General features: G+C 61.8%; 25 protein-coding genes. 13 read left to right on the forward strand and 12 right to left on the reverse strand.

Annotated elements, in window-relative coordinates; all coding sequences use genetic code 11:
- Positions 1–31: 31 nt before the first annotated feature.
- A complete protein-coding gene (locus tag FHS64_RS04610; RefSeq protein ID WP_167176343.1) occupies positions 32–496 on the reverse strand; it encodes a hypothetical protein in 465 nt (154 codons plus the stop codon).
- 117 nt (positions 497–613) lie between these two features.
- Positions 614–1,393, reverse strand: a complete 780-nt coding sequence (locus tag FHS64_RS04615) for an AraC family transcriptional regulator (RefSeq protein WP_167176345.1) — start codon at positions 1,391–1,393, stop codon at positions 614–616.
- A gap of 113 nt (positions 1,394–1,506) precedes the next feature.
- Between FHS64_RS04615 and FHS64_RS04620 the strand changes: the two genes are divergently transcribed.
- Entirely contained in the window at positions 1,507–2,697 is a 1,191-nt protein-coding gene (locus FHS64_RS04620; protein ID WP_243862795.1) for an MFS transporter, read from the forward strand.
- 15 nt (positions 2,698–2,712) lie between these two features.
- Here FHS64_RS04620 and FHS64_RS04625 read toward each other — a convergent pair whose 3' ends face one another.
- Genes FHS64_RS04625 through FHS64_RS04635 form a run of 3 tightly spaced genes read right to left on the reverse strand, consistent with a single transcriptional unit; the run spans position 2,713 to position 4,689 of the window.
- Positions 2,713–3,672, reverse strand: a complete 960-nt coding sequence (locus FHS64_RS04625) for an alpha/beta hydrolase (RefSeq protein WP_341771085.1) — start codon at positions 3,670–3,672, stop codon at positions 2,713–2,715.
- 58 nt (positions 3,673–3,730) lie between these two features.
- The gene (locus tag FHS64_RS04630) at positions 3,731–4,408 is read right to left on the reverse strand and encodes an SdpI family protein (RefSeq protein WP_341771086.1); all 678 of its coding nucleotides are present in this window, start codon (positions 4,406–4,408) and stop codon (positions 3,731–3,733) included.
- A complete protein-coding gene (locus FHS64_RS04635) occupies positions 4,405–4,689 on the reverse strand; it encodes a metalloregulator ArsR/SmtB family transcription factor (protein WP_167176347.1) in 285 nt (94 codons plus the stop codon). Before FHS64_RS04635 ends, FHS64_RS04630 begins: the two co-directional genes overlap by 4 nt.
- Before the next feature lie 162 nt (positions 4,690–4,851).
- Here FHS64_RS04635 and FHS64_RS04640 point away from each other — a divergent pair, with 162 nt between their 5' ends.
- Both FHS64_RS04640 and FHS64_RS04645 read left to right on the forward strand, forming a co-directional pair.
- Positions 4,852–5,610 (forward strand): 3-oxoacyl-ACP reductase, encoded by a 759-nt coding sequence (locus FHS64_RS04640; protein WP_167176349.1) that lies wholly within the window; start codon positions 4,852–4,854, stop codon positions 5,608–5,610.
- Between the two features lie 66 nt (positions 5,611–5,676).
- Positions 5,677–5,853 (forward strand): DUF1328 family protein, encoded by a 177-nt coding sequence (locus FHS64_RS04645; protein ID WP_167176351.1) that lies wholly within the window; start codon positions 5,677–5,679, stop codon positions 5,851–5,853.
- A gap of 54 nt (positions 5,854–5,907) precedes the next feature.
- Here the strand turns inward: FHS64_RS04645 and FHS64_RS04650 are convergent, their stop codons facing one another.
- Both FHS64_RS04650 and erpA read right to left on the reverse strand, forming a co-directional pair.
- Positions 5,908–6,336: an NINE protein gene (locus tag FHS64_RS04650; protein ID WP_208380639.1), complete on the reverse strand. Its 429-nt coding sequence runs from the start codon at positions 6,334–6,336 to the stop codon at positions 5,908–5,910.
- Positions 6,337–6,483: 147 nt separating this feature from the next.
- Positions 6,484–6,837 (reverse strand): iron-sulfur cluster insertion protein ErpA, encoded by a 354-nt coding sequence (erpA, locus tag FHS64_RS04655; RefSeq protein ID WP_167176353.1) that lies wholly within the window; start codon positions 6,835–6,837, stop codon positions 6,484–6,486.
- Between the two features lie 96 nt (positions 6,838–6,933).
- Between erpA and FHS64_RS04660 the strand changes: the two genes are divergently transcribed.
- The 10 genes from FHS64_RS04660 (at position 6,934) to FHS64_RS04705 (ending at position 14,422) form a co-directional block, all read left to right on the forward strand.
- Positions 6,934–8,124 carry a deoxyguanosinetriphosphate triphosphohydrolase gene (locus tag FHS64_RS04660; protein ID WP_424945232.1) on the forward strand — a complete coding sequence of 397 codons (1,191 nt, stop codon included), beginning with the start codon at positions 6,934–6,936 and terminating at the stop codon, positions 8,122–8,124.
- A gap of 83 nt (positions 8,125–8,207) precedes the next feature.
- Positions 8,208–9,053 carry an SPOR domain-containing protein gene (locus FHS64_RS04665; protein ID WP_167176355.1) on the forward strand — a complete coding sequence of 282 codons (846 nt, stop codon included), beginning with the start codon at positions 8,208–8,210 and terminating at the stop codon, positions 9,051–9,053.
- A 15-nt stretch (positions 9,054–9,068) separates the two neighbouring features.
- Entirely contained in the window at positions 9,069–10,133 is a 1,065-nt protein-coding gene (nagZ, locus tag FHS64_RS04670) for a beta-N-acetylhexosaminidase (protein ID WP_167176357.1), read from the forward strand.
- Positions 10,134–10,153: 20 nt separating this feature from the next.
- Positions 10,154–10,978 (forward strand): segregation and condensation protein A, encoded by an 825-nt coding sequence (locus FHS64_RS04675; RefSeq protein ID WP_167176359.1) that lies wholly within the window; start codon positions 10,154–10,156, stop codon positions 10,976–10,978.
- Positions 10,975–11,649: an SMC-Scp complex subunit ScpB gene (scpB, locus tag FHS64_RS04680; protein ID WP_167176361.1), complete on the forward strand. Its 675-nt coding sequence runs from the start codon at positions 10,975–10,977 to the stop codon at positions 11,647–11,649. The genes FHS64_RS04675 and scpB overlap by 4 nt, the downstream gene beginning before the upstream one ends.
- Before the next feature lie 158 nt (positions 11,650–11,807).
- On the forward strand, positions 11,808–12,176 hold the full coding sequence (locus FHS64_RS04685; protein ID WP_167176363.1) for an AtpZ/AtpI family protein: 369 nt from the start codon (positions 11,808–11,810) through the stop codon (positions 12,174–12,176).
- 5 nt (positions 12,177–12,181) lie between these two features.
- The gene (locus FHS64_RS04690) at positions 12,182–12,970 is read left to right on the forward strand and encodes a F0F1 ATP synthase subunit A (RefSeq protein ID WP_167176364.1); all 789 of its coding nucleotides are present in this window, start codon (positions 12,182–12,184) and stop codon (positions 12,968–12,970) included.
- A gap of 61 nt (positions 12,971–13,031) precedes the next feature.
- Positions 13,032–13,256, forward strand: a complete 225-nt coding sequence (locus FHS64_RS04695) for a F0F1 ATP synthase subunit C (protein ID WP_167176366.1) — start codon at positions 13,032–13,034, stop codon at positions 13,254–13,256.
- Between the two features lie 85 nt (positions 13,257–13,341).
- Positions 13,342–13,905: a F0F1 ATP synthase subunit B family protein gene (locus FHS64_RS04700; protein WP_167176368.1), complete on the forward strand. Its 564-nt coding sequence runs from the start codon at positions 13,342–13,344 to the stop codon at positions 13,903–13,905.
- Between the two features lies 1 nt (position 13,906).
- Positions 13,907–14,422, forward strand: a complete 516-nt coding sequence (locus FHS64_RS04705) for a F0F1 ATP synthase subunit B (protein ID WP_167176370.1) — start codon at positions 13,907–13,909, stop codon at positions 14,420–14,422.
- Between the two features lie 102 nt (positions 14,423–14,524).
- On the opposite strand, the gene FHS64_RS04710 is transcribed toward FHS64_RS04705, so the two are convergent.
- The 5 genes from FHS64_RS04710 to gcvH all read right to left on the reverse strand — a co-directional run bounded on the left by FHS64_RS04710 (position 14,525) and on the right by gcvH (position 19,200).
- Positions 14,525–14,995 (reverse strand): DUF6789 family protein, encoded by a 471-nt coding sequence (locus FHS64_RS04710; RefSeq protein WP_167176372.1) that lies wholly within the window; start codon positions 14,993–14,995, stop codon positions 14,525–14,527.
- A 163-nt stretch (positions 14,996–15,158) separates the two neighbouring features.
- On the reverse strand, positions 15,159–15,605 hold the full coding sequence (locus FHS64_RS04715; RefSeq protein WP_341771087.1) for a PGPGW domain-containing protein: 447 nt from the start codon (positions 15,603–15,605) through the stop codon (positions 15,159–15,161).
- Positions 15,606–15,804: 199 nt separating this feature from the next.
- Positions 15,805–17,382: an aminomethyl-transferring glycine dehydrogenase subunit GcvPB gene (gene gcvPB, locus FHS64_RS04720; protein WP_167176373.1), complete on the reverse strand. Its 1,578-nt coding sequence runs from the start codon at positions 17,380–17,382 to the stop codon at positions 15,805–15,807.
- 15 nt (positions 17,383–17,397) lie between these two features.
- The gene (gene gcvPA, locus FHS64_RS04725) at positions 17,398–18,744 is read right to left on the reverse strand and encodes an aminomethyl-transferring glycine dehydrogenase subunit GcvPA (RefSeq protein ID WP_167176375.1); all 1,347 of its coding nucleotides are present in this window, start codon (positions 18,742–18,744) and stop codon (positions 17,398–17,400) included.
- Positions 18,745–18,834: 90 nt separating this feature from the next.
- A complete protein-coding gene (gcvH, locus tag FHS64_RS04730; protein WP_167176377.1) occupies positions 18,835–19,200 on the reverse strand; it encodes a glycine cleavage system protein GcvH in 366 nt (121 codons plus the stop codon).
- Positions 19,201–19,204: the final 4 nt, after the last annotated feature.

Consider the following 19,204-nt stretch of genomic DNA (forward strand, 5'->3'; position numbering starts at 1 on the left):
TGAGGCTGTAGATGTCCCGCTCCAATGGCGTTTACAGGGTCGGTGCCACGACGATCATCCCGCATATCTTGTCGCTGGATTGCGCGATGGCATGACTGATGAGAGTGCTTTTCGTTGTAGAGAACAGCCAGACACATGGTGTGCCGACACGCTCGGCAATATGCGAAGCCCATTCCACGCCGTCGCTACGGTTCAAGTCATAATCAGGCATGGTGGCTGAGTCTTTGTCGCCCAAACGACTGCGAGGAAGGTATCGAATGGAAGCTACGCCCAGCCGACTGAACTCTTCGGCCATAGAGATCCTATCTGACGCCACATAATCGTAGGCCCAGAAGCCGTCCGCGTCGGTTTCGTCCCACTCAGGTACGAACAAAACCGCCGCCTTTGTCGGCCCTTCAGGCGTGACCAGTGTTCCTACCAGTGGAGCAGGCTCCGCAGGCAGCGTGATTTCGGTCGAGACGGGCGAGGCTATGAGGGCGGCGAGCAGGGCTAACATGGAACATTGTTATGTTCATTTTTGTCGGGCCGTCCATAGGGCCACAGCAAATGAAGCCTATCAGTGGGTTGGCGCGTCCGTGGGCTAAGGCGTCGCCTCATTATCTGGGGCGTATGCTTACCCCGCGCGGCGCGTCTCGTTCATGTAGCGGGCAGGGGATTGGCCCAGCAGTTTTCGGAACATAGTGATGAAGGCGCTGACCGAGTCATAGCCGAGATTATCGGCCACGTTCTGCACCGAAGCCCCTTCGGAAAGCTGGCGCAGGGCGATGATGACCTGAAGCTGCTGGCGCCAGCGGCCAAAACTCATGGCGGTCTGGCGGGTCACAAGGCGCGAGAGGGATCGCTCGCTCATGGCCACGCGGCTGGCCCATTGCGCCAACGACAGACGCTCGCCGGGATTTTCGATCAGGGCATTGGCGATAAAGCGCAGCGCCGGATCATCGGGAATGGGCAGGTGCAGATCGTTGACCTGTTGCAGACGCAACTCCTCCAGCAAAACCTGAGCGATACGGTCCAGATGGTCGCCGCTGCGGTAAAGGGCGGTCGGATTTTCGGCCAGACGACAGATCAGTTCGATCACCAGCGGCGACAGGTTCAGACAGGCGCAATGTTCGGGCAGTCCGGCAATTTCGGGCGCAACAAACAGCACCACAACACGGCCATTGCGGGTGACTTCATTACTGTGCCTGACATAGCCGGGCACCCACACCCCGCTACCGGCGGGCACCATCCACAGGCCCTTTTCCGTGCGACAGATCACCCCGCCGCTGAGGGCCACCACCAACTGGCCCCTGTTGTGGTTGTGCATCGGGGCTTCGCGCGTGTGCTCGGCGGCGTCCAGATTGAGGGCGCAGACCGGCACGTCGATGGCATCGGGATCAAAGCACTGCATCATCAAGATTGGCCAGATTTAGAAATAGAGTGTCTAGATAGCTAAATCCGGCGCATTTTCCCATTGCTATATGCACGATACTGCCGGTCCTCCCCCTGTCCGAGTGAAATCCTGACATGCCCAAGTCCGCATCCGCGCGACACACGACGCTTTTCTCCCTGCTGGCTCTGGCGGGTATCCTGCTGTTTGCGGCCAATCTGCGTGGCCCCTTTACGGCGGCGGGCGCGGTGCTGGAGGTCATTCAGGCCTCCTTGCACATCGGGGCGGGACAGGCGGGCCTGCTGCTGACCCTGCCGGTGCTGGCCTTCTGTGTCATCTCGCCTTTTGCGGCCCCGCTGGCACGCCTTTACGGGCTGGAGCGGGTGCTGTTCGGGGCGCTGCTGATCATGATCGCAGGCATTGCCATACGGTCCACGGGCTCGGTGTGGATGCTCTATACGGGGACAATCATACTGGGGGGCGGGATTGCTCTGGGCAATACACTGGTGCCCAGCCTTCTCAAGCGTGACTATCCCAACAGCTTTGCCCGCCTGACGGGGGTCTATGCCATCACCATGGGGCTGGGCGCAGCGGCGGCCTCGACCATTATTGTGCCCCTGACGCTGGCCTTTGACTGGCAGGTGTCTCTGGGCAGCTTCATCCTGTTACCGGTGATCAGTGCTCTGGTCTGGTGGCCGCGACTGAAAAATAACGCGGCACCCGAAGAAGCGGCCGAGGAGTCGGTTGCCGCGGCCCCGATGTGGCGCTCGCCTGTCGCGTGGCAGGTGACGCTGTTCTTCGGCTGCACCTCATTCAACTATTATGCCTTCACCGCCTGGCTGCCTTCCATTCTGGTCAGTCAGGGCTATTCGCAGGTCGAGGCCGGAAATATGCACGGCCTTCTGCAACTGTGCACCGCTGTACCGGGCTTGCTGCTGCCGCTGCTGATTGCCAAGGCCAAGGACCAAAGGGCGATTGCCGCAGGTCTGGCCCTGTCCGGCTTTAGCGGCGTGGTCGGGCTATATCTGTTGCCCGCCTATGCCGTGGTCTGGGTGATGATCTTTGGCATCGGCATGGGCGGGGCCTTCATCATGGCCCTGATGTTCATCGGTCTGAGAACGCGCCATTCCCGACAGACCGCGCGTCTGTCAGGCATGACCCAGTCCTTCGGCTATATGATCTCCGCCTGCGGTCCGGTCACGGTCGGACTGGCGCACGACCTGACCGGCGCATGGCTGGTGCCGTTCATCCTGTGCGGCACCCTGTGCCTGATCGTGGCCACGCTGGGCCTTGGTGCAGGCCGCGCCCGTTATGTGGATGAGGGCTGAGGCCTCGCCTTCACCTTAAAGCGTGTTGTTCTTGATGAAGGCGGCGACATCCGTAACCACCTGCGGATCGATCTTCGCCTCCGGATCGGCATAGGTGGCAAGGTTGGCACTGCGTTCCGCAGGGGCTTGCGTCAGGACGTGGTTGACGCCCTGCCACAGCTTCATCTGGGCGTTGGGCTGGGCCAGCGACAGGGCTTCGGCATCGGCTACACTGGTTTGCAGGTCGGTGGTGCCTTGGCCGATGAAGATCGGACCCAGATCGTCATGGGCCAGCTTGGCCGGATCGCGCGAAATCCACGAAATCATATAGGGCTGAACCGACGGACGTAGCAGGCTGTGCAGCATGGGCGACGGATTGGGGATGGTGCGTCCGGCCTCAAGTTCGGCAATGCCGTCAAAGAGCTGGGTTCTGTACGGCTCGGGTGTTTGGGCCAGTTGTTCGCGCAGAACCACACCCGCCGGACGGCCCGCACCCGAGAGCAGAACCAGACCGCAGATATTTCTATCGGTATTGCTGGCCGCTGACTGGGCCACCAGTGCGCCTTCGGAATGGCCGATCAGCCAGACACAGGACACATCCAGTTGCTGCACCGTATGGGCGGCCCATGCGCGGGCATCGTCGATATAGGTGTCAAAGCGCAGGTCTTCTTCGCGGCTGGCTGCCGCCACGCTACGGGCAATGCCGCGCTTGTCGATGCGGACCGTGGCGATGCCCTGTGCCGCCAGCCCCTCGGCCAGTTGTTTCAGGCTGGCATTCTTGACGCCCAGCGGGTTGTTGCCGTCGCCATCGGTCGGGCCGGAACCGGGGATGATAACGGCGGCGGCCTCTAACGCGCCTTCAGGCCGCAACAGGGTGCCGTAAAGGGCGGACGGTTGCGCCGCCATTTCCACCTGTGACGATACCGGCTCGGCCATAGCGGGCAGGGCGAACATCAGGCCCATCTGGGCGGCGATCAGTGTCGGGGTCAGTTTCACAGTTTATCTCCACTCAGAAGGTTTGGGCTTAGAAGGCCAAATCTTAGAAGGCCAAATCTTAGAAGGATTGCGCTTCAGGATCGTTCTTCCACACGCGCCAGCTCTCATAGGCGCTGAAGATGGCCATCAGCACGACCGCAACGGTCAGGGCGATAAGGCCAAAGGGCTGGGGCGACAAAGGACTGGCGATCAGGCCGACAAGGCCGGTCCAGAACATCAGCCGCCCCGCCAAGCGGTTGGACTTGTCCCATGCCAGACGCGACTTGAACGCCCACGGGGTGCGTACGCCGATAAAGGCATTGGGACCGACGCGGCCCAGAATGGCCCCCACCGTCAGAAACACCGCGCCCATAAAGGCCATGGCACCGCTCAGGGACGTCATGCCCGATGCGGCCGACGGCCCAAGGCTGGACCAGCTTATAAAGGCGGCGACGGCGGCCATGATGGCCACGGTGACGTATTGCCCGCTGCGCAAAGCCTTCTGGCGCACAGGATCAGGCGTGCTGTCGGCCTGTTTTCCGGTCAAAAAGCCGACGATCAGGTTCAGAACCGACATCCCCGCCAGCACAGCCGCCAGTTCATAGCGCGTGCCATAACGGTCAACCTGACCCGAGGCATCGAAATGCATGGGGATCGGACCTGTCGGACCATGCAGGGCCACCCAGATGGCACCGGCCAGAATAAGGGCGCTGACAATAAAACCGAACACATGGGCGGGATGCAGTTTGGGGTTCACTTGTCGTCCTCTGGCGTGCGGCTTCCTGTTCCGGTCAGGTCCATCAAAAAGGCCATGGCCTCCTCGACGGCAGATATTTCGAGACGATAACGCACCGACTGGCCGTGCTTTTCTGTCGAAACCAGCTCGGAGTCTTTGAGCGCATTCAGGTGGCCGGTAATGGTTGGCCAACTCATGTCAAAGGCGGCGGCGATCTCGCCAGACCCCATCGGACCCTGCCTCAGCATGGCGATGATGCGACGACGCACCGGATGGGACAGGGCTTTGAACAGGTTGTTCATAAGCCAATACCCTAATTAGGAAATATCCTAAGTAAAGTGAAATATCGGTAATCGAGACCCTCGCCCCGTCATCCTCCGGCCAAGCCAGCGCATGACGGCGAAGGCTGGCGGTTATCAGGCCAAAGTCCTAGACGAACATCACAGGTAGTGAGGAAACGCCCCATGCAGATTTCAGATCAGATTGTTCTCGTCACCGGCGGTGCGCGTGGGGTGGGTGCGGCAACCGTCCGCGCCTTTGCCAATGAGGGTGCCCGCGTCATCATCAACTGGCGGGCCAGCGCCGATGCGGCACAGGCTCTGGCGGCTGAACTGGGCGATCGCGTCATCGCCCTACAGGCCGATGTGACCGACCGCGCCAGCGTCGAGGCCATGCTGGCCACCGCCCACAGCCATTTTGGTGCGCCGGTCACCACGGTGGTCAACAACGCGCTGGACTACAGCTTTAACGGCGATGCCCGCTCCCAGATGGAAACCATCGGCTGGGACGAGTTCGCCAGCCAGTTCGAAACCGTCATCCACGGCGCGCTGAATGTCATTCAGGCCGCCACCCCCGCCATGAAGACGCAGGGCTTTGGCCGCGTCATCAATATCGGCACGAACCTGGTGCAAAACCCTGTCGTGCCCTACCACGACTACACGGCAGCGAAGGCCGCGCTCATGAGCCTGACCCGCACAGCGGCAGGCGACCTTGGCCCGCTGGGCGTTACGGTGAATATGGTCTCCGGTGGGCTTTTGCGCACGACCGATGCCAGTGCCGCCACCCCCGATGCCGTGTTCGACCTGATCGCCGGAATGACACCCCTTCGCAGCGTCACCACCCCGCAGGAATTCGCCGACGCCATCCTGTTCTTCGCCTCGCCGTGGAGCCGCGCCGTCACCGGCCAGAACCTCGTCGTCGATGGCGGTCTGGTACGCGACTGATCAAGGTTTGCGGGAACGGCCTGTGCGCGGCTTCGTTCTTCTGTGACAGCAACAGGAGACAGTCAGATGATCAAATGGGCTTTGATATTCGCGGTAATCGCCATTGTGGCAGGCATATTGGGCTTTGGCGGGATTGCCGGAGCGGCCGCTGGCATTGCCAAGTTTCTGGCCATTCTGGCGCTGATCGTCTTCCTGATTTTTCTGGTCCTCGGCTTTACCGTGGCCAAGAAGATCGTCGATTAAACAAAAAAGCCCCGACCGGATGGTCGGGGCTTTTTCTATTCGCTCACAGGCGGACTACAGCACGCCCATGATGCGGCGTTTCTGGGATTCATATTCGTCCGACGAGATAGCGCCGCTGTCGCGAAGGGCCGCATAGCGGGCCAGTTCGTCCACCGCCGACATTTTGGGGGCAGAGTTTGCTGACAACTGGTTGATGAGCTGGTTGTTCTGCTGGGCGGCCATGCCGGGGATCAGGAAAATATCCACCAGCAGCCAGACACCCAGCGGGATCAGGAACAATAGGCCCAGACCCAAGGCCCAGACCGTCATCCATCCCAGAATAAACAGAACCAGCATCCCTACGGCTGAGCCGGTGCGACCCAGATAGAAGCGATGTGCGCCCAGACTGCCAAGGAAGAACCACAGAACATAGGCCAGCCCTGTAGACTTCTTGTTATTCTGGAAAGCCATCATGGCTTGCGTGTCGTGACTTAGATTGGACATCGGTGATGCCGTCCCCTTGAAACCCATTGGTTGTGCAGGGAATATCACTCTCATCCAAAGCTTAGCATTATGTTTGCAGCGCTGTTTTCCGAGCTAATGACGTAGCCACAGACAGAAGCCCGCTAAAGACGCGACGTCCGACCAGCCCTAGATCGAGAAGCTGACCCCGCAGCCACAGCTGGACGAGGCATTGGGGTTCTTGATCACAAACTGCGCACCGGCCAGCTCGTCGACAAAGTCGATCACCGAGTCCTTAAGGAACGGCACCGAGACGGCGTCCACCAGTGCAGTCTGGCCTTCCAGCTCGATCTTCAGATCGTCCGCTTCGGCATTTTCGACCAGATCCATCAGGTACTGAAAGCCCGAACAACCGCCGCCCTCAACCGCGACGCGCAGCATCAACGCCTTGCCCTCGGCCTGTGACAGGGTCGCCAGACGGCGGGCCGCGCTTTGCGACAGAGAGATGCCTTCGGGGGTGCGGGCAGAGATCGAAAAGGACACTTGTGGATAATTCTGTGGATTGGACGGGTCTTACACGCTTCTATATGTGATGCCTTGGGCCATTAAGATAGGCCCGTAGTCTTCAAAGATGATGTCGTGATCCAGAACGAACGCGCTTCTTACGCCGAAAAGCACGAAAACAGCCTTGGTCGCCGGATCCCCGAGCCGCCCAGCCGTACCCGCACCCCCTTTGCGCGTGACCGCGACCGCATCATCCACGCCACGGCCTTCCGCCGTCTTAAGGAAAAGACGCAGGTCTTTGTGGCGCATGAGGGCGACACCTATCGCACGCGCCTGACCCATTCGCTGGAAGTCGCCCAGATTGCGCGTTCCTTGGCCCACGCCCTGCGCCTCGATGACGATCTGGCCGAGACGATTGCGCTGGCCCACGATCTGGGCCACCCGCCATTCTCCCATGCGGGCGAGGACGAGCTGTCCGAACTGATGGCCGACTATGGCGGCTTTGACCACAACGTCCAAAGTTTCCGCGTCGTGACCGAGCTGGAACTCCGCTATCCGGCCTTTGCGGGCCTGAACCTGTCATGGGAAACGGTCGAGGGCGTGGTCAAGCATAACGGCCCCGTCCTGCATCATCTGGATGAGCCCGCATGGGCCAAGGTGGCCGAGTATCACACGGGCGGGGCCATGAACTGGGACCTGCGCCTTGGCACCTTTGCCTCGCTGGAAGCCCAGTGCGCGGCCATTGCCGACGACATCGCCTATAATAACCACGACGTCGATGACGGGGTTCAGGCCGGTCTGTTCACGCTGAACGATCTGGCCGAAATCCCTCTGATCGGTCCGGCCATTGCGGCGGCGCGGGCGGATTATCCGAGCATCGACGACCGTATGCTGCGGCTCGAAGCCGTGCGCCGCATGATCGGGGTGATGGTGGACGATGTGCTGCAAGAGACCGAACACCGTCTGAAGTCGCACCGCATCGAAACCCCCGAAGATGTGCGCCTTGCCCCCGAAACCCTCGTCCAGTTCTCGGCGGGCATGATGCAGGAACTGTCGGTCCTGCGCCGCTTCCTGTTCGAGCGCATGTATCGCCATTACCGTGTGAACCGCACCCGCAGTCAGGCCCGTCGCGTTCTGGCGCAACTGTTCAATCTGGCCATGGCCGAGCCGGAGGTTCTGCCGCCCGAATGGCAAAAGGCGGCCATGACGCAGGACCGCACCGCCCGCGCCCGCGCCGTTTGCGATTATATCGCCGGTATGACCGACAGATATGCCATCGAAGTACACAGAAAGCTGTTCAGTCTCGACCTCGCCCTCGATCTATGATTCGAAAGAGGCGGGTGGGAACGATAAAATGACTGTGGCCCCGTACCGATTCGCGGGGTTGTACCCGAGCTAAAGGCGCGACCATGTCCTATGACGACGATAACCGGGGCTATCCCCAAAACGGCCAGCAGAATGGTCGCGATCAGGGCCGTGATCGCGGTGCCTATACGCCGCCGACCGGCGATGACGACCTGCCGTTCAACCGCAGCGGCTATGACCCGCGCCGCGCACCGGCGTCCAAATCGCCGCCCCTGACCCTGATTATCAGCGCCGTTGTGCTGTTGCTGCTGGTTGTGGCGGTGGCGCTCTTCTATCGCTCGGGCCTGCGTTCCTCGACCGATGCCCCGCCTGCGGTCGGCACGCCGGTGGAAACCATGAAGGTGGAATCGCCGCTGGACGCCCAGCCGGTTGATCCCGAAGAAGGCATCCGCGTCTATCGCGATACGGCCGCTCCCGAAGGTGTCACCCCGACCCTGACCCCCGGACCCGAAGAAGTCCTGCCGCGTCCGGCCCCGTCGCTGGAAGCACCGGCACCGGTTTCGGCAACTCCGCCGCCTGCGCCCAAGGCCGTGACCCAGCCCGCGCCTGTAACAACCGCTCCGGCTCCGGTTAAGGCCGCTCCGGTCACGACGGCTCCTGCGGCACCCAAGGCTGCAGCCCCTGCGGCTCCGGCTCCCGCCGCGGCCTCCGGCTCGTCGCGCGTCCAGATCGGTGCCTTCTCCTCGCGTGCCATTGCCGACCAGCAATATGCCAGCGTCGCCGGTCGCCACGGCCAGTATGCTTCGGGTGCCACCAAGGGCATCGAGGCTGTGACCCTGCCGAACGGCAACACGGTTTACCGCACCACCTTCAACGGCCTGAGCCGTGAACGGGCCAATGCCTTCTGCGCGGCGATCAAGTCGTCGGGCGGCGACTGCCTCGTTCGCTAAGACAGGATCGGGACTGTGGTTTCTGCCGTCATTTTCGGCTGTGCGGGTTATCGGCTGTCGGCGGAGGAGAAATCCTTCTTCGCCGAGGCCAATCCGTGGGGCTTTATTCTTTTCCGACGCAATGTCGAAAACCCCGATCAGGTAAAGGCTCTGGTCTCAGAGCTTCGCGCCTGTGTGGGCCGTGATGATGCGCCGGTCCTGATCGATCAGGAAGGCGGGCGTGTGCAACGCCTCGGCCCGCCCTTCTGGCCCAAATATCCGCCGGGTGCCGCCTATCTTCAGGCCGCAGACGGCGATGTGAACAAGGCGCGCGAACTGGTGCGCCTTGGTGCACGCCTGATGGCGCATGACCTCCATGAACTGGGGATCAATGTGGACTGTGTGCCGGTGCTGGATGTGCCGGTGCCGGATGCCCACGACATTATCGGTGACCGCGCCTATGCCCGCGATCCGCAGACCGTGGCCCGTCTGGGCCGCGCCGCTGCCGAGGGCATGCTGGCGGGCGGTGTCCTGCCGATCATCAAACATATTCCGGGCCATGGCCGTGCCTTTTCGGACAGCCACCATGACCTGCCGGTGGTGGAAACACCGCTGGAGGAATTGGATGCATGGGACTTTGTGCCCTTCCGCGCCAATTCCGACATGCCGATGGCCATGACCGCCCATGTGGTGTTCACCGCCGTTGACGCCGCCGAGCCCGCCACCACGTCAAAAGCCGGTATCCGCCTGATGCGCGATCATCTGGGCTTTGGCGGTCTGATCATGTGTGACGACCTGTCGATGAACGCGCTGCAAGGCACGCTTAAAGACCGTGCCGAACGCTCGATCGCTGCGGGCTGTGACATGCTGCTGCACTGTAATGGCAAGCTGGACGAAATGGCCGAGGTCCTGTCGGCCACGCCCAAGCTGAAGGGCGAGGCCAAGCAACGCGCCGATGCTGCATTGGCCCGCATTGTCCGCCTGCCCGAACCGCTGGATATCGAGGCTGACCGCGCCCGCTTCTTTGCGGCGATGGACGGACGTTTTGCGGCCGCTCGCGGCCCTGATGTCGGCGAAGCCCAAGCTCCGGCACTGGCTTAATAGAGAGAGGGCAGGGGGAAATGACCGACGCCTTCCAGCCCAATCTCGACTTCACCGCGGTCCAGCAGGCCGAGGAGAAGGAAACCTTTGTCGTCGATCTCGAAGGTTATGAAGGCCCACTGCACGTCCTGCTGGAACTGGCACGCGGGCAAAAGGTGGACCTGTTAAAACTGTCCATCACCCGCTTGGCCGAACAATATCTGCTGTTCGTTCATGAAGCGCGCCGCCGCAACTTCTCGCTGGCCGCCGACTATCTGGTGATGGCCTCGTGGCTGGCCTATCTCAAGTCGCGCCTGCTGATTCCGCGCAACGAAAAGGACAAGGGCGAGGAGCCGCCCGCCGAGCAGATGGCCGCCGCACTGGCCTTTCGCCTGCAAAAGCTGGAAGCCATGCGTACCGCCGTCGCCAACCTGACCAAGCGCCCGCAACTGGGGCGCGATGTCTTTATGCGCGGCGATCCCGAACAGACAGTCATCATCCCTTCCGATCAGGTGGATGCCAGCCTGTACGAACTGATGGGTGCCTATGTGCATCAGCGCATCAAACAAGAACGCCGCAACTATAATCCCGGCCAGCGCGTCGAGGCCTTCCAACTGGAAGCCGCCCGTGACTGGCTGCGCGAAATCATGCCGCGCCTTGCCGACTGGACACCGCTGGAACGGGTGGCCCCGCAACGCCCCGACGACCATGACGGCCCGACACAGGCCAGCTATACGGCCTCGACCCTGTCGGCTTCGCTGGAACTGGTGAAAGAAGGCGGCATGGATATCCGGCAGGAAAAGCCCTTTGACGAAATCTGGTTGAAACGCCGTGGACCCTGTGAGCCTCTGGAGCTGACACCGTGAGCCTCGACTTCACCCCCGACCACGAAGAAATCGAACGCCGCATCGAGGCGCTACTTTTTGCCGCAGCGGCCCCGCTGTCGCGCGAAGAGCTGTCACGTCGCCTGCCCGAAGGGGCCGATGTGTCCGGTGCCCTGACCGCGCTTCAACAACGCTATGCCGGACGCGGTGTCGAACTGGACTGTGTGGCGGGGCGCTATCGTTTTCGCACCGCCGAGGACCTCGGCTTCCTGATGACCGAAGAGCGCGAGGAACCGCGCCGTCTGTCCAAGGCGGCCTTGGAAACCCTCGCCATCATTGCCTATCACCAGCCCTGCACCCGTGCCGAGGTTGAAAGCGTGCGCGGCGTTTCCCTGTCCAAAGGCACGCTGGATGTGCTGCTGGAGATGGGTTTTGTGCGGCTGCGCGGGCGTCGCCGTACACCGGGGCGGCCTGTGACCTATGGTACGAGCGACCGATTCCTCGAACATTTCGGCCTTGCCGGTCTTTATGATCTGCCGGGCGTACAGGAAATGAAGGCGGCGGGTTTGCTGGACCTGTCCATGCCTGTGGGCTTTGAAGTGCCCGATCCGTCGCTGGTGTCCGATGAAGACGGCGAGGATTTGCTGTCGGGTATCGATCCGGATACCCCCGAGTTTGCACAGGATTTCGTCACCGAAGACAGCGAGTCGTAGACGAAAGGGCGATGCAAGCTCGCACCTCCATAAGAAATCGCTGAAAATCATGCACTTAAGTCGCGTCTTGTTCGCCTTGACCTGAAGCCCCTGCATCTGTAGGTTCCGCGCGAAATTCAGACCCCTGCCGAACTTGTTTGGCTCTGAGCGAATTGGCCATGTCCTCACCTAAGGAATCGCGCGAAGAGGCGATCGCACGCCTCGCCAAAAGCGCTTCTGCACTTGAGGCGCGGACTCGGACCGAAGTTGTTGCTTCGGCCGAGGCTCAGAAGGTCGTCAGTCAGGCTTGGCGCATCGTCGCCGAACTGGTGGGCGGCGTCTTTATTGGTCTGGGTATCGGGGCTGGTATCGACTTCATGTTCGATACCCGTCCTGTAGGCATAGTGGGCGGTGTCCTTTTGGGCTTCGCTCTGTCCATTTTTATGGCCCGTCGTACAGCCAACCGGCTGATGGCAGAGGCCAAGGCACTCGGTGAAGTCCCTGCGGGCGAGCCGGATGTCGAGCTAAACGAAGACGAGGAACGATAGGCTCCATGGCCGGTCCGATTGAACAATTTGAGGTCAAGCCGCTCGTTGAGCTCGGCACGGTCAATGTTCCCGTTCTGGGCGAACAACTGATCGCCATCACCAATTCGCACGTCGCTATGACGCTGGCGTTTGCGGCTGTGGTGGGCTTCCTGACGCTGGCTACCAGCAAGAATTCCGTCGTTCCGGGCCGTATGCAGGCTGCGGGCGAAACCATGTTCGGCATGGTGGATGGTCTGACCTCGTCGATCATCGGTCACGAGGGCAAGAAATACTTCCCGTTCGCCTTCACCATGTTCATGCTGGTTCTGTCGATGAACCTGCTGGGTATGTTCCTGACCTTCACGGCGACGTCGCAACTGGCCGTCACCATGACGCTGGGCCTGATCTCCTTCCTGACCGTTGTCGTTGTCGGCTTCGTCAAGAACGGTCTGGGCTTCTTCAAGCTGTTCTGGCCTGTGGGCGCGCCGCTGCTGCTGCGTCCGGTTGTCGGCCTGATCGAGTTTGTTTCGTTCCTGCTGCGTCCGGCCACCCTGGCCCTTCGTCTGTTCGGCAACATGCTGGGCGGCCACGTTGCCCTTAAGATTTTTGCTCAGTTTGTTGTACAACTGGGTGCTGTGGCCATCGCCACCGGCGGTATCGCCTACGCCTTCTTCGGCGTCGCGGCGCTGTCGCTGGGCATGACTGTTGCGATGACCGCACTAGAGTTTCTGGTGGCCTTCCTTCAGGCCTTCGTTTTCACTGTTCTGACCTGCATCTACCTCAATGATGTGGTCAACCTGGGTGAAGGCCACTAAGGCCTGAAACCAGTTCGCTTAAACCCTACCTTCTAACGCTCTCTCGATTTAGGAAATCATCATGGAAGCTGAAGCCGCAAAGTACATCGGCGCTGGTCTGGCCACCCTCGGCATGATCGGTTCGGCCCTGGCCGTTGGTAACATCTTCGGTCAATTCCTGGCTGGCGCTCTGCGCAACCCGGCAGCTGCTGCCGCTCAAGTCGGCAACCTGTTCGTGGGTGCCGCTCTGGCAGAAGCCCTGGGCATCCTGGCCTTCGTGCTGGGCGTCCTGATGATCTTCGGCTAAATCTAGCCTCACGAAGACCACACAGTATCGACGGCGCGTAGGTTCGTCCTACGCGCCGTTGTCCTGATCTATAGACAGACGGACCATGGCCGCAGAACCCACACTAGAAGCACCGATCGGCGACGTAGCCGCCGAGACCCATGCCTCCACCGAGCACGCCTCGGGCGGCCTGCCCCAGTTCGAAATGCAGCACTGGGCCGGCCAGATCGGCTACCTGCTGATCCTGTTCGCCATCACCTATGTGCTGATTGCCAAGGTGTTCGCGCCGCGTATGCGCCGCGTCATCGACGAACGTGCCGAAACCATCGACGGTGCTATTGCCACCGCCCGTTCGGTTCAGGCCGAAGCTGAAGCTCAAGCCGAAGCTGCCCGCGCCGAGGTCGACAAGGCCCGCGCCGACGCCCGCGCCACCGCAGCCGCTGCGAAGGCCCGCGTCACCGAAGAATTCAACGCCCGTCTGGCTGCCGACGAAGCTGTCGTCGGTGCCCGTATCGCCGAGGCCGAGGCCAAGATTGCCGCGACCCGCGATGCCGCCATGGGTAACGTCACCACCATCGCTACCGACGCCACCAGCGCTATGGTCGAGCGTCTGACCGGCAAGGCACCGACCGCTGCCGAGCTGAGCGCGACCATCAAGGGAGCTGCCTGATATGCCCGCTTTTCTGACTGGCCATTTCTGGGACATCTCCAACCCTGAATTCTGGGTTGCCATCGGCCTGCTGGTCTTCTTTGCCATCGTCATCATGGCTGGTGTGCCGAAACTGGTTGCTGCCGGTCTTGATGCCAAGGCCTCCAAGATCCAGTCCGACCTCGACGAAGCCGCCCGTCTGCGTGCCGAAGCCGAAGCCATGCTGGCCCAGATCCGCAAGGAAAAGGCCGAGGCCGAAGCTCAAGCTGCCGAACTGCTGGCCACTGCCGAAGCCGAGGCCAAGCGCCTCGAAGCCGAAGCCAAGGTCCGTATCGAAGAATCGACCGCTCGTCGTGAAGCTCTGGCCGAGCGCCGCATCGCTCAGGCCGAAGCCGAAGCCACCCGTGAAGTGAAGTCGGCTGCGGCTGACCTCGCTGCCAAGGCGGCTCAGGACATCCTCGCGGCCCGCATCGCCGGTGCCAAGAGCGATCCGGCTCTGGACGCAGCCATCGGCCAGCTGGCCGGCAAGCTGAACTAAAACTTTCTGGCCGCAAGGTCTGAAACGTCAAAAGGCCCCGCTTTTCTGCGGGGCCTTTTTTCGTAACCTTATAGGCCGTATCGGCCCTTTGCTGTTCCGCGCCTAGTGGGCGGGGGCAGCGCCCGCTGGATGGATGTGATGTTTGTCACGTTGCAGCAGACGGTTGAACGTAGAACCCAGCACAGCGCCATAGACGGCGTGGGTGGCCAGCATCCAGGCGATGATATCGAAACCGCCGGAAGGCAGGATGCGCTGACCGGGGACGATCATGATGACGTAGATCATCAATACGACCCATGCCCCGACAGCAAAGGTGATGCCCTTGGCCATTGGAACCTTGGTCGGCAGGCGATCATAGATCAGGCCAAAGGCCGTCCCCAGGATCACGATACCCATAAAGATGTGCAACGCCCATCCGGCTGCAACATTGCCGGTCATGCCGAACATCTTTGCGACGATCAGCGGAAAAGCGGGGAACATCTTGAGTGCGAACATATTAACGGCCTCAAGGACCGAGACAACTGCAGTTGCAGCCACACCGGCAATCATGCCGTTTTTTACGCGTGACATCATTAGTATAGCGCCTCCCAACGCCAACACACCGAGACTACGCACAACCAGAGTATGCCATTTTCGAGCGAATGTCGAAAAACAGCGTTCACTTTAGCGTGCGAGCCTTGGCCATAAGGCGCAACAAGGCGATCTGCGGGGCAGGAGAGGGGTCTGTAGGTCGGTTTTAGAAGTGGCGCTTGCGGGCGGTACGCAGGCCGCGCGTGCGGTTACGCATGGCACGGCGGTACATGCAGCGGATACGGCGGCGCATACGCGGCAGGGCGCGGTGACGCTTGGAGCGCACCACCATCTTCTCGACGCGCAGGGCCTGTTGCCAGAACACCGGCGCGATCTCGGGGTTTTTGCGCATCAGGCGACGGAACGGGTAGACCCATTTCGGCTTGGCCCGCTGTGCCTTGATGAACTGGCGCTTGGCCCAGTACGAATGGCGCAGCACCACGATCAGACCCAGCGTGATCACCGGAATACCGCCCGGACCCGGCAGGGGCGAGATGATGATCCCGACCAGGATAATGAACACACCCAGCGTCATCATGGCCAAACGGCGCATGCGGTTCTTCGACGCCGGACGGCGCGAAGGTTGCGGCAGGGAGGTCAGAACCAGAGACACGGGCGCAGCAGTCTTTTCGGGAGGAATCGGGAAACGTCTAAAGGCACAAATCGGGGAGAACTAAATCGATGACCGATATCAACCTAGATTGGTGGCCGAACCATGACTGCTAGGTGAACAAGGTGTCATGACCCCACAAAAGAAAACGCCGTGTCCCGAAAGACACGGCGTTGCTTTGGTCAGGGTTTGTCAACCGGCCTTAGGCGGCGTGGTTGGAGCCTTCCGGCTTGACCCAGCGCAGCTTGGGCGAGCGGGCCGCACGGGTCTCGTCCAGACGACGCATCGGGGCGTGGAACGGTGCGCCCTTGAAGCGTTCGACGTCACCGTCCTTCGCGGCCTGCGCCAGCAGACGCATGGCGTGGATGAAGCGATCCAGCTCGGCCTTGGATTCCGTCTCGGTCGGCTCGATCAGCATCGCACCGTGTACCACCAGCGGGAAGTACATGGTCATCGGGTGGAAGCCCTCGTCGATCATCGCCTTGGCGAAGTCGAGCGTGGTGATGTCCGTGCCCTTCAGCCATTCGTCGTCGAACAGGGCCTCGTGCATGCACGGGCCGTCCGGGAAGGCCGGGCTCATCAGGTCTTCCAGACGGGCCTTGATGTAGTTGGCGTTCAGCACGGCATCCTCGGCGACCTGACGCAGACCGTCAGAACCGTGGGACATCATGTAGCTGAGGGCGCGCACATACATGCCCATTTGCCCCTGGAAGGCGCACAGACGGCCAAAGGCCTGCTCGGCCTCGTCCTCTTCACGCTCGACCAGTTTGTAGCCGTCACCCGTGTTCACGACCCAAGGGGCGGGTGCGAACGGGGCGAGGGCTTCGGACAGCACGACCGGACCTGCGCCCGGACCGCCGCCGCCGTGCGGCGTCGAGAAGGTCTTGTGCAGGTTGATGTGCATGGCATCGACGCCCAGATCGCCCGGACGCACGCGACCGACGATGGCGTTGAAGTTGGCACCGTCACAATAGAAATAGGCACCGGCCTCGTGGGTCAGGCGGCTGATTTCCATGATGTCGCGCTCGAACAGACCGCAGGTGTTCGGGTTGGTGACCATGATGGCCGCCACGTCCGGACCCAGCTTGCTCGCCAGATCGGCCACGTCCACGCGACCGTCATCGGTCTGGGCCACTTCCACGACCGAATAGCCAACGAAGGCTGCGGTCGCAGGGTTGGTGCCGTGCGCCGAGGTCGGCACCAGCACCTTGCGGCGCTGCTCGTGCTCGCCCTTGGCTTCGTGGGCGGCGCGGATAGCCATCAGGCCGCACAGTTCACCGTGCGCGCCTGCCTTGGGCGACAGTGCAACCGCCGGCATGCCCGTCAGGGTGGTCAGCCAGTGCGACAGGGTATCCATCAGCTCCAGCGCGCCCTGAACCGTCGATTGCGGTTGCAGCGGGTGGATGTCCGAGAAACCGGCCAAGCGGGCCATCTTCTCGTTCAGACGCGGATTGTGCTTCATCGTGCACGAACCCAGCGGATAGATGGCCAGATCGATGGCGTGGTTCTTCTGGCTCAGGCGCACATAGTGGCGCATGGCTTCCGGCTCCGACAGACCGGGCAGGCCGATCGGGTCGCGACGGACCAGATCACCGAGGTCCGAACCATCGGTTTTCGGTGTCGGCAGATCGACGCCGGTCTTGCCCCAGCCTTCGCCTTCGAAGATCAGGGCCTCGTCCTGCAACAGACCGCGACCGCCCGTCAGGGTCGGGTGCTTGTAGTCATTGTCCGGCAGGGTGTTTGGGGTGGTCGGACGGCCGACAGTGTTCATCGTGCTCATATTATCAATCTCCCCTTAGGCCGCCAGAACCTTGGCGAGCGCACCCGCCAAAATCTTGATGTCGGCGTCCAGCGTGGTTTCCGTTGCGGCGACCAGCAGCACATCGTCCAGACCCGCTTCCGGTGCCAGACGGCTGTAAGGCACACCGGCCAGAATGCCTTGGGCCGCCAGTTGCTCGACCACATCGGTGGCATTCTTCGGCAGCTTGATCGCAAACTCGTTGAAGAAGCGCGGGGTCAGAACCTCAACGCCATCAATCGCGGCCAGTGCATCGCGCGTGGCCAGTGCCTTTTCGTGGTTCAACAGGGCCAGTTGGCGTAAGCCCGTTTCACCCAGCAGGCTCATATGGATAGTGAAGGCGAGGCAGCACAGACCGGAGTTGGTGCAGATGTTCGACGTCGCCTTGTCGCGGCGGATATGCTGCTCGCGGGTCGAAAGCGTCAAAACAAAGCCACGGCGGCCGTCGGAATCGACCGTCTCACCGCAATAGCGACCCGGCGTCTGGCGCAGCAGCTTTTCGCGGGTGGCGAACAGACCGATGTAAGGACCGCCATAGTTCAGGGCGTTACCGATCGACTGGCCTTCGCCGGCCACGATGTCGGCACCCATTTCACCGGGCGACTTCAGCAGGCCCATCGACACGGCCTCGGTCACGACGACGATCAGCAGCGCGCCGTGGGCCTGTGCGGCCTCGGCGATCTTGGTGACGTCGGTGGCGGTGCCGAACACGTTCGGGGTCTGCACGACGACGCAGGCGGTGTCAGGGCCGATCTGGGCGATGACATCGGCTTCGGCATCGACGGCAGGGGCCAGAACCTGCGTTTCAACGCCCATGGCGTGAACCACAGTCTCGGTGGCGCGGACATAGTGCGGGTGAACACCGCCCGAGATCACAGCCTTGTTGCGGCGGGTGACGCGGGTGGCCATCAGCACGCCCTCGGCCATGGCGGTCGAACCGTCATACAGCGAGGCGTTGGCAACCGGCATACCCGTCAGGTTCGCAACCTGCGTCTGGAACTCGTACAGATACTGCAGCGTACCTTGCGCGATTTCCGGCTGGTACGGGGTGTACGAGGTCAGGAATTCCGAACGCTGGATCACGTGATCCACCGTGGCCGGAACGTGGTGCTTATAGGCACCGGCGCCACAGAAGAACGGCACCGAACCGGCGGTGGCGTTCTTGGCGGCCATGGCGGACAGGGCGCGTTCGACCTCCAACTCGCCCGCAACGCGCGGCAGGTCCACAGGGGCGCTCAGGCGTGCGCTTTCAGGCACGTCCACAAACAGGTCATCGATCGACTTGGCGCCGATCGCGGCCAGCATGGCCTCGCGATCATCGGCGGTCAGAGGGAGGTAACGCATGGTCAGGTCCGATCCATCCGGCTTGGGGCCGGACTAGTGGGAAGGGGTAAAAGCAAGCCCGCTCCGGCAGGGCCGAAGCGGGCGAAAGTCTTAGAGGGTCGCGAGGAAGGCGTCGTAAGCCGCCTTGTCCATCAGGCCGTCCAGCTGGGAAGCATCCGAGATCTTGATCTTGGCGAACCAGCCTTCACCTTCCGGCGAGGCATTCACGGTTTCCGGTGCGTCGGCGAGGGCTTCGTTGGCCTCGACCACTTCGCCCGAGACCGGAGCGTAAACGTCGGATGCGGCCTTGACCGATTCCACAACGGCGAAGCTGTCACCCTTGGCGAAGGTCTTGCCGACCTGCGGGGTTTCAACGAACACAACGTCGCCGAGGGCTTCGGCAGCGTGGGCCGAAATGCCGACAGTGGCGATATCGCCGTCCAGCGATACCCACTCGTGATCTGTGGTGAATTTCATGGCT

The sequence above is a fragment of the Brevundimonas terrae genome (assembly GCF_011761985.1).
Classification (GTDB): domain Bacteria; phylum Pseudomonadota; class Alphaproteobacteria; order Caulobacterales; family Caulobacteraceae; genus Brevundimonas; species Brevundimonas terrae.

What these genes read in the sequence shown, in the direction of transcription:
- FHS64_RS04610 (WP_167176343.1), bottom strand. Translation starts at nt 496, where the DNA reads ATGTTAGCCCTGCTCGCCGCCCTCATAGCCTCGCCCGTCTCGACCGAA.
- FHS64_RS04615 (WP_167176345.1), bottom strand. Translation starts at nt 1,393, where the DNA reads ATGATGCAGTGCTTTGATCCCGATGCCATCGACGTGCCGGTCTGCGCC.
- FHS64_RS04620 (WP_243862795.1), top strand. Translation starts at nt 1,507, where the DNA reads ATGCCCAAGTCCGCATCCGCGCGACACACGACGCTTTTCTCCCTGCTG.
- FHS64_RS04635 (WP_167176347.1), bottom strand. Translation starts at nt 4,689, where the DNA reads ATGAACAACCTGTTCAAAGCCCTGTCCCATCCGGTGCGTCGTCGCATC.
- FHS64_RS04640 (WP_167176349.1), top strand. Translation starts at nt 4,852, where the DNA reads ATGCAGATTTCAGATCAGATTGTTCTCGTCACCGGCGGTGCGCGTGGG.
- FHS64_RS04645 (WP_167176351.1), top strand. Translation starts at nt 5,677, where the DNA reads ATGATCAAATGGGCTTTGATATTCGCGGTAATCGCCATTGTGGCAGGC.
- FHS64_RS04650 (WP_208380639.1), bottom strand. Translation starts at nt 6,336, where the DNA reads ATGTCCAATCTAAGTCACGACACGCAAGCCATGATGGCTTTCCAGAAT.
- FHS64_RS04665 (WP_167176355.1), top strand. Translation starts at nt 8,208, where the DNA reads ATGTCCTATGACGACGATAACCGGGGCTATCCCCAAAACGGCCAGCAG.
- FHS64_RS04675 (WP_167176359.1), top strand. Translation starts at nt 10,154, where the DNA reads ATGACCGACGCCTTCCAGCCCAATCTCGACTTCACCGCGGTCCAGCAG.
- FHS64_RS04685 (WP_167176363.1), top strand. Translation starts at nt 11,808, where the DNA reads ATGTCCTCACCTAAGGAATCGCGCGAAGAGGCGATCGCACGCCTCGCC.
- FHS64_RS04690 (WP_167176364.1), top strand. Translation starts at nt 12,182, where the DNA reads ATGGCCGGTCCGATTGAACAATTTGAGGTCAAGCCGCTCGTTGAGCTC.
- FHS64_RS04695 (WP_167176366.1), top strand. Translation starts at nt 13,032, where the DNA reads ATGGAAGCTGAAGCCGCAAAGTACATCGGCGCTGGTCTGGCCACCCTC.
- FHS64_RS04700 (WP_167176368.1), top strand. Translation starts at nt 13,342, where the DNA reads ATGGCCGCAGAACCCACACTAGAAGCACCGATCGGCGACGTAGCCGCC.
- FHS64_RS04705 (WP_167176370.1), top strand. Translation starts at nt 13,907, where the DNA reads ATGCCCGCTTTTCTGACTGGCCATTTCTGGGACATCTCCAACCCTGAA.
- FHS64_RS04710 (WP_167176372.1), bottom strand. Translation starts at nt 14,995, where the DNA reads ATGATGTCACGCGTAAAAAACGGCATGATTGCCGGTGTGGCTGCAACT.
- gcvPB (WP_167176373.1), bottom strand. Translation starts at nt 17,382, where the DNA reads ATGAGCACGATGAACACTGTCGGCCGTCCGACCACCCCAAACACCCTG.
- gcvPA (WP_167176375.1), bottom strand. Translation starts at nt 18,744, where the DNA reads ATGCGTTACCTCCCTCTGACCGCCGATGATCGCGAGGCCATGCTGGCC.
- gcvH (WP_167176377.1), bottom strand. Translation starts at nt 19,200, where the DNA reads ATGAAATTCACCACAGATCACGAGTGGGTATCGCTGGACGGCGATATC.